This window comes from Sulfolobus sp. E5-1-F (genome assembly GCF_009601705.1).
Lineage (GTDB): Archaea > Thermoproteota > Thermoprotei_A > Sulfolobales > Sulfolobaceae > Saccharolobus.
In genome coordinates, this window is sequence record NZ_CP045687.1 from 1,801,921 (window position 1) to 1,814,158 (window position 12,238).

The following is a 12,238-nucleotide window of genomic DNA, read 5'->3' on the forward strand; positions in this document are numbered from 1 at the left end:
TCATGGAAAGCATACAAGAGGTATTAAAGCTGTTAGAACAAATAGAGCGTATCATAAAGAATTATAATCCATCCGCTGAAGATAAACAAGTACTGGAAAAAGTATTGGCAAAGAACATGGAATTGAATGCTGAGATATACGCAAAATATATAAAAGTTTAATTCACAACAATTTATTTTTGTGAGATTCGAAGTTACTATAGATTATCTACAAGGTATAGGGAGAAAGATACTTACAAGTGAAGGGCATGTAATAGAGTTAAATCCATTGCTTGAAACAGAATTGTCCTTAATAGGAGTTTCGCCGAAACTTTTTGCAGAGGGAATAACAGATGCTGTAATTCAAAATGACGGAACTTATTCTTTTTTCCTGCCGGCTAAAAAGTTAAGTGACGACTGTGAAAATATCTTAAGAATATTTGAGATATGGATAACCACTATTAATCTGGCCAGAAAAATGCTAGTTATAGTTATAAATGTTGAAGGAAATGCACAAATAACGTTATTGAAACCTGAACTCTATAACAATTTCTCTAAAGATTTAATTGAAATCTTCGCGAAAAAATACATTTGTCTAAAAATTACGATGCCATTTATGTATAGATCAGTAATCTTTGATACTTTTAATTCCTTCAAAAGATTATTTGACATAATATTTGAAGGAATAATAAACTTAAGTGGAAATAATTACATGGCTACCATTAGTAATGACAAAAAAGCGTTATTATGGAAAATAGATAGCACAAACATTCAATACGTAAGCAATAATTTAATACCCTCAGAGTTGTTAAGATTAATAAGATAAGGTATGTCTTGGGATATAAGATACTTAGAATGGAAATTCGCTAATCTAAATGAGATCACTTCCTTTTTGCTTGCTGCCCTATCCTTAGCTGTGGCTTATATACGCCCAACCTCCATACTTTCAGATCCAATAGGTAGCGTTGTCATACCATATGTAGTAGCATTATTAGCTATAATACCACATGAAATAGGACACAGACAAGCTGCGAGAAGATATGGTTGTTTTTCAAGATTCACTTTAAGTTTTTCAGGGTTTTGGACAACGTTAATACTCAATATAATTGGTAGTTTCATAGGTATCTTAGTTTTCTTTTCGGGATACACATCAATATCTTGTGGATTTCTTAATAGAGATGTTGAAGGAAAAACAGCTTTAGCCGGACCTTTAACTAACATAATATTAGGATTTATTGGGCTTATTGGTGCATCATTAATGCCCTTTAGCCTTGTTGGCTTATTTTTCTTTGAGTTGGCCAGGTTTAACTTCTGGGTAGCGTTCTTTAACTTGCTTCCATTCTGGGTTTTAGACGGATTGAAGATCTTTAGATGGAACGTAATAGTTTGGGCAATATTAATAATCATTGCATTCGCATTAACATTTCTATAATGGTGAATAAAGTGATAATAAAAAAGATAATAAGTGCACCAACTTTTTTATTAATGTTTCTTGTTACTTTAGGTTTTATTATCGGTTTAACAGCGACTTTTATAAATTCAACTTCAGTGTATTATCTGGAACAATTAAATTACCTAGTACTTAAAGGATATTATTATGAACTATTTTCATCAATATTTGTAACTAATAGCTTTGTTGATTTTATATTTAATTTTATTTCATTATATTTCATATATCTAATTTTTGGTAGTAGAGCAGGAAAACATGAATATGTCATATTCATGCTAGCTGGTATTCTAGGAAATATACTAACTGTAATATTTTATAATCCTTTTACACTAAGCTCAGGAGCTTCTGGAGGAATATTTGGTTTATTAAGTTATTACACGTTTTACGATTTCTTAAAAAAGGATAATCTAGGGGTTTATGGTCTTATATTTTTAATATCAGTATTTGGAGTTAGTGGTCTAATATTCCCTAATGTAAATGTTATTGCTCATATTGGAGGTATTTTGGGAGGTATTATATACGCAGTAGTCCATTATCTTATAAGGAGTGGTAGAGCAATAAAATAATCATGATACTAGTAGAGGAAATACTATTAATTATCGGATTCTTGATGCTACCATATGGTTTATACGAAATTATTAGAAGCGAGGCAGATAGAACTGTGAAAATAACCCTTGTTGGGATTTCAATAGTTTTATTTGCAATTGAAACGATACTAGCAGTGAAGCAATGATAATAGTAGTAACTGGTACACCCGGTGTAGGAAAAACAATAGTCTCAAAGAAACTTTCTGAGATGCTTAACCTAAACTATCTTTCTCTTTCTCAGTTTGTAATGGAAAATAGACTTTATACGGAATATGATGAACTAAGGCAAAGTTATATAATAGATGAGGATAAAGTAAGGGAGGAATTAGAGAAGGTTATTTCCACTAACCATCTCGTAATCGAAACTATATATCCTTCCTTAGTATCTACTGCAGATTTAGTAGTTGTCCTTAGAAAGAATCCTTTTTCTTTATACAGTGAACTAAAAGGAAGGGGTTGGAGTAACATAAAGGTGGCTGAAAACGTAGAGGCCGAAATTCTAGGTGTAATCTCACAAGAGGCTAGGGAAGCCTTTAAGGATAAGATATGTGAAGTAGATACCACAGAAAAGAGCATAGAACAAATAGTAAATAAAATACTAAATAAACAATGTGATGGGTTAATAGAATGGCTGGTTGATACAAAAGTGCAACGATTTTTGGAGGAATTAGATAAGATTATTAGCTCCTATGAGAATGATATCTAGATGAGCAGTAATCCTTTTAGAATTCAAAATCCTCAGCCACAACCTCAAAGACAGCCCCGTGACTTAAGAAAAGTCAACCAGCAAATTCAGGCTGTTGATCTAAAAGTACAAATGAAGATGAAAAATATAAAATATAAGATTGGAGTAGTTAGTGGAAAAGGCGGAGTTGGTAAATCATTTGTTTCATCTAACCTAGCAATGGCTATAGCTGCGAGTGGTAGAAAAGTAGGTATAGTTGATGTTGATTTCCATGGTCCATCAGTGCCAAAAATGTTAGGAGTTAGAGGACAAATGTTAACTGCTGATGATAAGGGAATAAATCCAGTTATAGGGCCCTTCGGAATAAAAGTTGTTTCCATTGATTTTCTATTACCTAGAGACGATACACCAGTAGTTTGGAGGGGAGCCATAAAACATTCAGCAATTAAGCAATTCTTAGGTGATGTTAATTGGGGAGAATTAGACTACCTAATAATAGATATGCCTCCCGGGACTGGAGATGAAGCCCTATCCATTGCCCAATTAGTTCCAGGTATTACCGGATTTGTTATCGTTACAATACCATCTGAAGTTTCAACATTAGCTGTTAAGAAATCAATAAATTTCGCTAGAACTGTAAATACGAAAATATTAGGCGTAATTGAGAATATGAGTCATTTTGTATGCCCGAGTGATGGAAAAGTCTATTATATATTTGGAGAAGGTAAAGGTAAGAAAATGGCGGAGGAAATGGGAGTAGATCTTTTAGGTCAAGTTCCCCTTGATCCTTCCATAGCAGAAGCTAATGATGCTGGAGAACCTTTCTTTTTGAAATATCCTGATAGTCCAACTTCTAAAGAATTTCTGAATATAGCAGATAAAATAATTAAAATTGTTGAATCTAGTCAATAACTTTTAGACTTAAGTCGAAAATAAAATTTCTTTTCGTCATAAACTGGATATTTTTCTAACACTCCTTCTCTAACTAAATCCGCTAGAACTTTTCTAAATTCCAATAAATTAATCTCCTCTCCCATTTGAATTAGTTCATCCCTAATCTGTGTAGAAGTTTTATCACCTTTAGACAATATGTCAATTATTTTGCGTTTTAACTCGGTAGTCATGATAATATTTATTATATAAATGCAAATAAAAAATTGAGGGTTAATGAAGGAAAAACTTAAAAATAAAAAAATATTAAAGAAAGATTGGTGAAAGTTTATTGAGTATTGAAATTAGCGAAAAAAGTTTTTTATTAAAAAGGTTCTTGATAGTAGCCTATGGTCTATCAGAGGCGGACGTAGATGCCTTTATAAAGATACTAAGTAGCGAGACCGGAAAAGACGTTGATGCAATTGCTAGTGAATTAGGAATAAGCAAGAGTAGGGCAAGTCTAATACTAAAAAAGCTAGCTGACGCTGGATTAGTAGAAAAAGAGAAAACCAGTGTAAGCAGAGGAGGAAGACCCAAGTTTTTATATCGTATTCACAAAGAGGAATTGAAGAAAAAACTTATAAAAAGATCCGAAGAAACTTGCAGGGATCTACAGACTATTATATCTTCGCTTCTTTAAGTATTCCTTTAAGAAAGGAGTCTCATCTATTTTTTGCTTACTCAGATATTCTAAGTAAATTCCCTTTGGTTTTTCCCTTCTCCTATTAACTCTTATGAGCTTAGTAGGAGTTGCAATTATATCGATTGGTACATCAAAAGGTTCTGAAGGAACCTCGTCTACTATTTGTATGTCATGTACTGTAGTCGCAATAGGAGTGTTCTCATCTACTTTACTAAGCTCTCTCAAAATCCCAAACTCGAGCTCACTATACCCTTCGCCTTTACCAACTCTATTTCCATTTAAGTCAACAGCCACAGAACCAGCGACAATGAGATCAACCCTCTCTATCTTCTCTAAACTTACCTTTATTCCATATTTTTCAAAGCCGGATATTCGAGAGGCTTTAGGTATATCAGAAGAGGAGATTCTGATTGGATCTAATAAAAAGAAGTCTCCTCTTAATCTAGGGGTAGGGACTAGAACTTTTTTCCCTTGTCTCAATGCAATTTCTCTTACCTTATATTGCGGAGAATCTGGATTGACCTTAATAATCTCAGCTTCTTTGAATTCTTTACACTTAGCTAAATTTAAAGCTGCTTTATCAGCTCCTTTAAAATTGGGAATTCTGCCGTAAACTGGTCGGGGAAATAGTGCTATATTTTCCTCCTCCAATTTCTTCCATATCAATTCCCTTATCTCCTGTTTAGATAACATTCAGAATACCCTCATATAATAAGTAGACACCAAATGCAACTAATATAATAGATGAAACTATTTTTACGTATTTCACGTATCTTGCTCCTAACACATTTATTGCCTTAGGGAAAGCTATTATCCAAATTAATATACCCATAAAAAACCCGGGTATTATAGAAATCGAAAGAGATCTAATCATAGAAATTCCAACTGTAATCCACCAACTTATTTGGTAAGGATTAGTTAAACCCATGGAAAGTCCTATGAGGTAATTTCCTCTTATAGTGCTAGAAGGCATTTTAGCTTTAATCGTTAAATACGATAAATATAACATAAATATACCCCCAACTAGATATAAAGCATTTATAATTGGCATAGGAATGTAGCCTTGGATAAAGTAAACGATTATAAAGAAAATCAAATCAGCCGTCATTGCACCAGCACCAATACTGCTTCCGTGGAGCCATGATTTTGTAGACTCATTAGCGATCATCGCATTAACTGGTCCAGGGGGTGCAGCCATTGATAAACCTAAAATAATCCCTAAGCCGAAGTAAGTGAGAAACATTTATTTAAATTAACTTTCAATCATCCTTTTAAAACTTAAGGCATCGTCAAATGAGTAAACGTTATTGAAAAGAACGTAAATTAAATTTTTCTTTTCGGACATTATATATTCCTTAAGCTTCTCTAAATCGGCTTTAGTGTACTTGTATCTGTAATTAACCTTTTCAGATTCTAAACCATGGAGTCTAAAATACCCAATTTGTTTACTATCCAATGGCTTATTTTTAAATGGATCTACAACGTGAATTGCATCAATTTCAGAAAGTATTTTGGTTAGCATTTCAGGATTGAGATTCCACTCTCCTCTAGGCTCCCAACCGTAGATAAATGATCTATCTAATGTACTGAAAAAGTCTTTTAGATTCCTCATGTTTGTGTCATTAGGTTTAAAAGACGCTGGTGTTTGAAATATTATAATTTTAGAATTCAAGAATTTAGCTTCTTTCAACGTGATTTCCAGAGCTTGCATGACTTCTTTAGTCGGTCTAAAGTATCCATAGTTTTTAACATCTCCAATAATTGTCTTGGTTCTCTTATATGTGATTTTATTATATTCATGTGTAATTATTTGATTCGCCTTGATAGTTAATTCAACGTTGTTCTGTATAGAGAGTTCCCTCCATTTATCTAGTTTTTCTTCAGATAGAAAGTTGTAAAATGTCTCTTGTACCTCAAGCACACTGAAATAATTAAAATGCTTTCTCGTAAATCCACATGTACCTATTTTTATCATCTTTCATAGATTTTGGGAAAAGATTAATATAATTGGTTTTGCATAGACTTAACTCGTGAGTGAGGAAGAAATAATTGAAAAAGTTAAGAAAATGTATGAAGAAGGATTAAGTATTAGGCAAATTGCTAATCAATTAGGATTAAGTTATTCTAAGGTTCGTAGAATACTTATTAAAGCTAAGGTTAATTTCAGAGGGAAAGTGCCAGATGATAAAATACAACAAATTATAGAAATGGGAAAGCAAGGTTATAGTGCAAATAGAATAAGTAAGGAGTTGAATGTAAACTTTAATACTGTATTGAGAATCCTTAAAAAATATAATCTAGGTAAAAAAAGGAGAAAATTAAATATAAAGGAAATAGAGAAAATTAAGGAAGAGTACAGCAAAGGAAATAGTATATATAGAATTGCAAAAGAACTTAACATTTCCACTAATCTTGTAGTATATCATTTAAAGAAAATGGGTTTATATAAATCTATTCGTGAATCTTCTCCCACATCTGCTTAGCTAGTTTGCCATCATATTTAAATACGTGTACAAGCTCTTTTGCCTCTTCTCTTTTCCTTCTGTGTTCCTCTAAGAAATTATTTAATTTATCTATTAATATCTGCTTTAACTCTCCAGTTAACATTTTACCGGATCTATACTCTTCCTCGATCTCCTTAATCTTGTTATCATTTTCCTCAAAGAAGTAATATAACCACTGGAAGGGAACATCTATTTCTGGATTTCCGCCATATTTCCTATGCAACTCTATCGTCGGCTGTCCTCCTGAAAATGCATATTTCATTATTTTCCTTTCCACAGTCTTAGGATCATCTACAAGGTATATTGCAGTTTCTGGATTTGAAGAACTCATTTTACCCTCTAACCCTGTAAGTGGAGGAAGGAATTTGCTATGTATCTGCGCGGCCTTATAGTATCCAAGACTTTCCGCTATATCCCTTTGTAGTCTCCAATAGGGATCTTGATCTATACCGGCTGGTATTAAACATCTCTTCTTTTCAAACATGGTAGGAGCTATCTGTAAGGCTGGGTAAAATATAAGACCTATATTTGAGGACATGTCTAAGCCAAAGGTAGCTCTTACTTCTGAAAACGTTAACTTCTTTGCAATTTTTACTGCTATAGGATACATATTTCTTATATACTCTGTATCTTGAAAGATGAATGTTTTATCTGGATTAAAGCCAACTGCAATAATATCTAAAATGTTATCGTAGGCCCAACTTCTAGTCTGGTCCAGTGTATATTCTGAATTTCTCATGAACTTCTCGTCATCTGTTATCTCGATATATAGATTAACATTAAATTTATCTTGTAACCATTTAGTGAATATGAATGGTATTAGGTGTCCTATATGCATACCTAAGGAAGGTGCTCTTCCAGTATAAAGGAAGAACCCTTTACCTTTTTCGTAGTCATTTAGAACTAAATCTAGATCTCTATGAGAAAAGAATACATTTCTCCTAAGCATTACATGTAATTCTCCAACCAAATTCTTTATTCTTTGTTTCAAATCTTCTGTAATTTTCTGAGTACCGAATTGAACAATTAATTTATCATAATCAACTTTACCCTTAACTTCCCAAGGAGTTACGCTAAATTCCTCTGGCATTTGTAGTATGAAAATGCATGAAAATATAAAAGGTTAAAATTAAGTGAAATAGGTAGTTGTGGGATTTAGGAGTGAGATTTAGAGGCTAATCCAGCACCAACAGGTAGGTCTGGGAACTTCTCCTTCATTCTTTGTTCAGCAACAACAGAAGCTTCCTCTAATATCTTCCTTGCCTCTGGTGAGGAAGCTGCTGCATAAGATCCCATACCTGTGAACTCACCAGATTCAGTAACTATTTCTTGTAGCCCTTCTCCTAATTCAGCGAGTTCTAACGAAACTTCTGGCATTATACCTTTCAAGGCGGACTTTAATTCACTAATAACTCCTAATACTGGGATTAAGTTTACAAATATATCTCCTAATTCAGTTACTGTCTCTAATCTGAGTTGAACTTGCTCCAAGGCAATTTGAGTTGTTAATAGCTGTCTAGAGATCTTTCTGATTTCAGCTACCTCATTAGCGTACATTGCTGCCCTTTGCGTATCCTTAGACATTTGTGCTTCTACAACTCTTTCAAAAAGTATTTTATCTCTTTCTTGCATTCTAGAAATATAAGCGTCGAGCCTACTAATCATAGAGCTAATTTTATAGTGAGCATTAACTAGCCTATATTTTAAAGGCTCCTTAGAGCCCTTTATTTTAAATCTCTCTTGCTCATAACCCCACATCTTTTGGAAATCTTTTCCGAGCATGGCCAATATATAACTTGCTTCATTAAGTCTTATAAGCTCAAACGCATTATGTGAAGAGTTTAAATTATTAGAATCTAAAATAAGTAATATGCCAAACACGTTCATTAAAGAAGATGAAGATCCAGAATACGACATCTTAATATCAGCTAATAATGTAGTAATATACTTAGATCTTAGATGGAAAGAACTAGAATATAATAGGATAAATATAAATACTGATGGAAATAAGATTTATATAACTGACTCAATGAATAATCGAGTAATCAAAGTGATATCGTTACCAGTAAGAATAGATCCATTAACCTTAACTTACAAACATAAGAATGGAATATTTATATTACAAGGGAATAAGTTAAACTAGATGACAGAGGAACTTTACTTAAAAGACTCTTATATTAAAGAATTTGAGGGAAGAGTAGTTAAGATAGAAGGCAATTATGTAACGTTTGATAAGACTGCTTTTTACCCGGGAGGAGGAGGTTTAGAGAACGATACTGGCTTTTTAATAAATGAAAGAGGAGAGAAGATAGACGTTTATGAGGTAAAAAGAGGAGAGAACGGGGAGATTTTACATAAGATAGATCAAAATGTTTCTCTTAATGTTGGTGAAAAGGTTATAGGCAAAATAAATTGGGAAAGAAGATATAGGATGATGCGATTACATACCGCCTCGCATATAATTGCTGCATTAGCTTATAATAGATTCGGAGCTTTAATAACTGGAGGGCATATAAGTCCAGAACAAGCTAAGGACGATTTCAATGTTGAAAATAAGGAAGCTCTTATTGAGTTAATAAATGAAGCTAATGAAATAGCCAAAAAAGGAATAGAACTGAAGATCTATTTTTTACCTAGAGATGAGGCTTTAATGATACCAGCGATTGTAAAACTAGCTGGAAGAAATCCGCCACAAATTCCAATATGGCGTATTGTAGAGATTCCTGGAATAGATATACAAGCTGATGGGGGACCTCACGTAAACAATACCAAGGAAATAGGAGAAATAGTACTACTCAAGATTGAAAATAAGGGAAAAGGGAGAAAGCGAGTCTACTATACTGTCAAACCATAGGGAATTTATTTATTAGTTTGAAAAGAATAACTATTTTTATGTCATTAATTATCAGGCTTGCTAAGTTTGCCGTAGTTGGTGGATTAGGGACGATTGTAAATGAGGCAATTTATGTACTTGCTTCTAAAGCTATACCAATTGGAGTATCTTTAGCCATAGCAATTGAGATTTCACTTATCTTCAATTTCGTTTTAAACGACATATGGACATTTAAAGATAAGAGGAGTAATTCATACCTTAATCGTTTATTAAAATTCCATGGCTCTTCCTACCTCGGAAATATAGTCCAATACGTCGTCGCATTAATTTTATTAATATATTTGTTACACGTTACCTCCATCTCCCAAGCGGTATTTATATTGTTCTTTAGTAAACTTACCACCTCGACATTCCTCTTAGTTTTAACAAATTTCATTGGTATCGTGTCAGGATTTCTAGTAAGATTTATAACTAGCCTAAAGTACGTGTGGACTTAACTCCTTTTTCGGATATAATTTCATTTATGATATGAATTAATTCCATAACATCATCCTTTAAACCTATCCTTGCATGAGTATGCCTTAACCCTAAAAAGTTACTAGCATCCCTAATATAGCATTTGCATCTTCTAATTAGTTCATCATTAATTAAGCTAGAGGGAATCTCAAATTCCACCAAGAAAAATGGCGCATGGGATTTGTACATTTTGAACAACTTCTTCATATTTTCTAATTTATCATAAATTTCCTTCACTTTACTTCTACTAATCGCAAAGAAAGACCTCACTTCCTTAGGATTTAAGTTAGATATAACATAATAGGTTATGGAGTTAATTCGCCAAATTGGAGCAAGTCTTTCCAATTCCTTACTCTTATGTCCTATTGAAAAACCGAATCTTAAACCCGGAATTGCAAGACTCTTCGTAAATGAGTTTATAATCGTTAAATTAGAGAATTCATTAACTAGTCTAGACGCACTTTCCGCCAAGCTTATATCGATAAACGATTCATCTAAAACAAGTTCGTTGTTCTTATCTTTAAGAAAGTTCTCAATTTCATGCAATTTGATAACGGATCCAGTAGGATTATTTGGATTGCTAGTTATTATTCGACCTGGCCTTAATTTGAAAACAAATTCGTCTTCATGCTCCTCAGCAAAATAATAGCTACGAAATTTATATTCACTATAATTTGGCTGTGGAACAGTAAAGTTCTCATCAAGCAGATTAATAATCTCGGAAGCACCATTAAATATCCCTACTAAATCTTCATTGACTCCGTAAATTTCCCCAATTACACTTTTTATCTCTCTAAGACTTTGAGGAGGATAATACGTGTATATTTTAAGCTTAACAGCTTCATTGATCAATTCTTCAACGAACTTAGGAACACCTAATGGATTAAGATTTACACTATAATCTTTGATGTCTAAAGCAGGTTTCCCATTTCTCCATGGATATCCTCCATGTTTCATAGTTCTCTCTCTTCAAAATACGCCGTAATTACATTCTTTTCGGCTCTCCTTATAATCTCACTTAGGCTTGATGGACTAATGTTGAGCTTTTTAGCTAAGTCTTTCAATCCTATTCTTCTAGGATAGTCGAAAAATCCAGCTTCTAATGCTATTCTTAATATTTGTTCCTGCCGTGCAGTTATTGCGTCCTTCTTTTCAGCTTTCACAACTTTTAAAACTCTAACCTCTTTTGTAATGCTTATTAACGAATTAAGTAAATCCCTCAGCTCCGTGTAACCATTTAATATCAAAGTCCATAAGATTCCGTCATCTGTTAATGCACCGTTCATTATAATATATTGAGACAAGATCTTAATGAATTCAGTTGATATGTAATTTGTACAAATAAATTTATACTTGGAAACCTTGATAGGTTCTTCACAAACTTGCTTAGCGTTATTCTCGTCCCCGCGTACTTCAATTAGTAGCTTGCCTTTCTCTCCATCAACCCTTATATCGAGAATGTTAACTGTAACCTTATTAGCAATAACTTCTGGAAACTGAAGTAAATTAGGAGTTTTTATTACGACGTATAACAGCATTACATAATTACCTCTAAACTTATACTACTTAAACTTATCTACTAACAATTAAATTCAGCACTCAAGACCTTCATTCACCTTTCATAAACTACGAGGCTCATCATCAAGAGAACTATTACCTTACAAATAATTCAAGTCATGCAAAAAGAGGATAAGTATTAAAAATATTGTATGCGGCCGCCGGGATTTGAACCCGGGACCTCCTGCGTGGCAGGCAGGCGTCCTAATCCAGGCTAGACTACGGCCGCACTGTTTAATAATGAGAGTAGGAAGGTATTTATTTTTTTCCTTTTGGTAATCAGCTTCTCATTACTTTTAATCTAAGTTATTTGGGTAGAGGGTTAGCAAAAGTATACGCTATTAAGTAAGCTCACTGTAAGTTAGTAATATTAGAGGATAATAGAAAAATATATAAAAGGAACTTTGAATCAATATAAATTTTATATCCAAAAAAGTAAGGAAGAACAAAATAGAAGTTAGCTTGAAGGTAGCCGGGCAGGGATTCGAACCCTGGTCCCAGGGGCCAAAGCCCTGGATCCTTGACCACTAGACTACCCGGCTAATTTTATAC

20 protein-coding genes and 2 tRNA genes are annotated in these 12,238 nt (G+C 33.3%); 12 read left to right on the top strand and 10 right to left on the bottom strand.

Going from position 1 to position 12,238, the window contains the following annotated elements; all coding sequences use genetic code 11:
• The first annotated feature begins 2 nt into the window (after positions 1 to 2).
• Genes GFS03_RS13350 through GFS03_RS09255 form a run of 7 tightly spaced genes read left to right on the top strand, consistent with a single transcriptional unit; the run spans position 3 to position 3,612 of the window.
• Positions 3 to 161 (top strand): hypothetical protein, encoded by a 159-nt coding sequence (locus GFS03_RS13350; RefSeq protein ID WP_167738489.1) that lies wholly within the window; start codon positions 3 to 5, stop codon positions 159 to 161.
• Positions 162 to 180: 19 nt separating this feature from the next.
• A complete protein-coding gene (locus GFS03_RS09235; RefSeq protein ID WP_153423704.1) occupies positions 181 to 804 on the top strand; it encodes a hypothetical protein in 624 nt (207 codons plus the stop codon).
• Between the two features lie 3 nt (positions 805 to 807).
• Entirely contained in the window at positions 808 to 1,410 is a 603-nt protein-coding gene (locus GFS03_RS09240; protein ID WP_153423706.1) for a site-2 protease family protein, read from the top strand.
• On the top strand, positions 1,350 to 1,994 hold the full coding sequence (locus GFS03_RS09245; protein ID WP_181443751.1) for a rhomboid family intramembrane serine protease: 645 nt from the start codon (positions 1,350 to 1,352) through the stop codon (positions 1,992 to 1,994). The genes GFS03_RS09240 and GFS03_RS09245 overlap by 61 nt, the downstream gene beginning before the upstream one ends.
• A 2-nt stretch (positions 1,995 to 1,996) precedes the next feature.
• Complete coding sequence (locus GFS03_RS13355; RefSeq protein ID WP_167738490.1) at positions 1,997 to 2,161, top strand: hypothetical protein; 165 nt, start codon at positions 1,997 to 1,999, stop codon at positions 2,159 to 2,161.
• Positions 2,158 to 2,721, top strand: a complete 564-nt coding sequence (locus tag GFS03_RS09250; RefSeq protein WP_153423709.1) for an adenylate kinase family protein — start codon at positions 2,158 to 2,160, stop codon at positions 2,719 to 2,721. Before GFS03_RS13355 ends, GFS03_RS09250 begins: the two co-directional genes overlap by 4 nt.
• Positions 2,722 to 3,612: an Mrp/NBP35 family ATP-binding protein gene (locus tag GFS03_RS09255; protein WP_153423711.1), complete on the top strand. Its 891-nt coding sequence runs from the start codon at positions 2,722 to 2,724 to the stop codon at positions 3,610 to 3,612. It abuts the gene before it with no gap.
• Here the strand turns inward: GFS03_RS09255 and GFS03_RS09260 are convergent.
• Positions 3,606 to 3,824: a hypothetical protein gene (locus tag GFS03_RS09260; protein ID WP_153423712.1), complete on the bottom strand. Its 219-nt coding sequence runs from the start codon at positions 3,822 to 3,824 to the stop codon at positions 3,606 to 3,608. The genes GFS03_RS09255 and GFS03_RS09260 overlap by 7 nt on opposite strands.
• Before the next feature lie 98 nt (positions 3,825 to 3,922).
• On the opposite strand from GFS03_RS09260, the gene GFS03_RS09265 reads away from it, so the two are divergent.
• A complete protein-coding gene (locus tag GFS03_RS09265) occupies positions 3,923 to 4,273 on the top strand; it encodes a helix-turn-helix domain-containing protein (RefSeq protein ID WP_153423713.1) in 351 nt (116 codons plus the stop codon).
• Here the strand turns inward: GFS03_RS09265 and GFS03_RS09270 are convergent.
• The 3 genes from GFS03_RS09270 to GFS03_RS09280 are packed head-to-tail and all read right to left on the bottom strand — an operon-like array spanning position 4,244 to position 6,251.
• Positions 4,244 to 4,969 (bottom strand): 5-formyltetrahydrofolate cyclo-ligase, encoded by a 726-nt coding sequence (locus GFS03_RS09270; RefSeq protein WP_153423715.1) that lies wholly within the window; start codon positions 4,967 to 4,969, stop codon positions 4,244 to 4,246. The two genes, GFS03_RS09265 and GFS03_RS09270, sit on opposite strands and share 30 nt — an antisense overlap.
• The gene (locus GFS03_RS09275; RefSeq protein WP_153423717.1) at positions 4,959 to 5,519 is read right to left on the bottom strand and encodes a LysE family translocator; all 561 of its coding nucleotides are present in this window, start codon (positions 5,517 to 5,519) and stop codon (positions 4,959 to 4,961) included. Before GFS03_RS09275 ends, GFS03_RS09270 begins: the two co-directional genes overlap by 11 nt.
• Before the next feature lie 9 nt (positions 5,520 to 5,528).
• Positions 5,529 to 6,251, bottom strand: coding sequence for a DUF72 domain-containing protein (locus tag GFS03_RS09280; protein WP_153423719.1), 723 nt, complete (start codon positions 6,249 to 6,251; stop codon positions 5,529 to 5,531).
• A gap of 55 nt (positions 6,252 to 6,306) precedes the next feature.
• On the opposite strand from GFS03_RS09280, the gene cbp1 reads away from it, so the two are divergent.
• The gene (cbp1, locus tag GFS03_RS09285; protein WP_153423721.1) at positions 6,307 to 6,759 is read left to right on the top strand and encodes a CRISPR DNA repeat-binding protein Cbp1; all 453 of its coding nucleotides are present in this window, start codon (positions 6,307 to 6,309) and stop codon (positions 6,757 to 6,759) included.
• Here cbp1 and GFS03_RS09290 read toward each other — a convergent pair.
• Both GFS03_RS09290 and cdvB1/B2 read right to left on the bottom strand, forming a co-directional pair.
• Positions 6,728 to 7,870: a tryptophan--tRNA ligase gene (locus tag GFS03_RS09290; RefSeq protein WP_153423722.1), complete on the bottom strand. Its 1,143-nt coding sequence runs from the start codon at positions 7,868 to 7,870 to the stop codon at positions 6,728 to 6,730. The two genes, cbp1 and GFS03_RS09290, sit on opposite strands and share 32 nt — an antisense overlap.
• 65 nt (positions 7,871 to 7,935) lie before the next feature.
• Positions 7,936 to 8,697 carry a cell division protein CdvB1/B2 gene (gene cdvB1/B2 / locus GFS03_RS09295; protein ID WP_153423724.1) on the bottom strand — a complete coding sequence of 254 codons (762 nt, stop codon included), beginning with the start codon at positions 8,695 to 8,697 and terminating at the stop codon, positions 7,936 to 7,938.
• Between cdvB1/B2 and GFS03_RS09300 the strand changes: the two genes are divergently transcribed.
• Genes GFS03_RS09300 through GFS03_RS09310 form a run of 3 tightly spaced genes read left to right on the top strand, consistent with a single transcriptional unit; the run spans position 8,651 to position 10,110 of the window.
• The gene (locus GFS03_RS09300) at positions 8,651 to 8,923 is read left to right on the top strand and encodes a hypothetical protein (RefSeq protein WP_153423726.1); all 273 of its coding nucleotides are present in this window, start codon (positions 8,651 to 8,653) and stop codon (positions 8,921 to 8,923) included. The genes cdvB1/B2 and GFS03_RS09300 overlap by 47 nt on opposite strands.
• Positions 8,924 to 9,634, top strand: a complete 711-nt coding sequence (gene alaXM / locus GFS03_RS09305) for an alanyl-tRNA editing protein AlaXM (protein ID WP_153423728.1) — start codon at positions 8,924 to 8,926, stop codon at positions 9,632 to 9,634. It abuts the gene before it with no gap.
• A gap of 38 nt (positions 9,635 to 9,672) precedes the next feature.
• Positions 9,673 to 10,110, top strand: a complete 438-nt coding sequence (locus GFS03_RS09310) for a GtrA family protein (RefSeq protein ID WP_153423730.1) — start codon at positions 9,673 to 9,675, stop codon at positions 10,108 to 10,110.
• Here the strand turns inward: GFS03_RS09310 and GFS03_RS09315 are convergent.
• From GFS03_RS09315 to GFS03_RS09330, 4 genes are all read right to left on the bottom strand, one after another.
• The gene (locus GFS03_RS09315) at positions 10,085 to 11,086 is read right to left on the bottom strand and encodes an aminotransferase class I/II-fold pyridoxal phosphate-dependent enzyme (RefSeq protein ID WP_153423732.1); all 1,002 of its coding nucleotides are present in this window, start codon (positions 11,084 to 11,086) and stop codon (positions 10,085 to 10,087) included. The genes GFS03_RS09310 and GFS03_RS09315 overlap by 26 nt on opposite strands.
• On the bottom strand, positions 11,083 to 11,667 hold the full coding sequence (locus GFS03_RS09320; RefSeq protein ID WP_153423734.1) for a helix-turn-helix domain-containing protein: 585 nt from the start codon (positions 11,665 to 11,667) through the stop codon (positions 11,083 to 11,085). The genes GFS03_RS09315 and GFS03_RS09320 overlap by 4 nt, the downstream gene beginning before the upstream one ends.
• 172 nt (positions 11,668 to 11,839) lie before the next feature.
• Positions 11,840 to 11,915: transfer RNA gene (locus tag GFS03_RS09325), tRNA-Gly, on the bottom strand.
• A gap of 240 nt (positions 11,916 to 12,155) precedes the next feature.
• A tRNA-Gln gene (locus GFS03_RS09330) sits at positions 12,156 to 12,228 on the bottom strand.
• Positions 12,229 to 12,238 lie beyond the last annotated feature (10 nt).